At 48.5% G+C, this 515-nt stretch carries 1 pseudogene; it reads left to right on the forward strand.

The features are described 5' to 3' along the window. Positions 1–58: 58 nt before the first annotated feature. A pseudogene (locus tag V7756_RS19090) lies at positions 59–515 on the forward strand (hypothetical protein); the annotation flags it as partial.

A 515-nucleotide genomic window follows, 5' to 3' on the forward strand; every position in this document is an offset into this window, starting at 1 on the left:
AGAGCCAGAGCCAGAGCCAGAGCCAGAGCCAGAGCCAGAGCCAGAGCCAGAGCCAGACATGGGGTCTGTTGTGCCTGTCTTAGAGGCGGACACTATACCTACAGAGCAGAGATCAAACTGTGCTTTGATAGGTCCATTTATTGACCAGTCGTTGGTGGTGGAAATTCAAACCAGGGTAGCTTCTCTTAACCTTGAAGCAGGCCTGCTTCAAGGTGAGCGTGAAGTTCGTCAAGATTATTGGGTCATTATCCCACCGCAAGTGGTGGAGGCAGAGTCGGAGTCAAGGCGTCTGTTGCTGGAGCTTAAAGAAAAAAATATCGACAGCTATCTTATTGAAGATGGCGAATATCAATATGGCATTACTCTTGGCGTCTTTAGTAGTAAGGATAATGTCGAGGAGTATCACGGGAAAATCAGTGCGCAGGGGTATGAAACTGAGGTTAAATTACTTCCACGTATGGTGAATGAATACTGGCTGGAAATGCCTGAGCAGGATGCCAGGTCGCTCCCTGATG

It is taken from the genome of Halopseudomonas sp. (assembly GCF_036961105.1).
GTDB lineage: Bacteria > Pseudomonadota > Gammaproteobacteria > Pseudomonadales > Pseudomonadaceae > Halopseudomonas.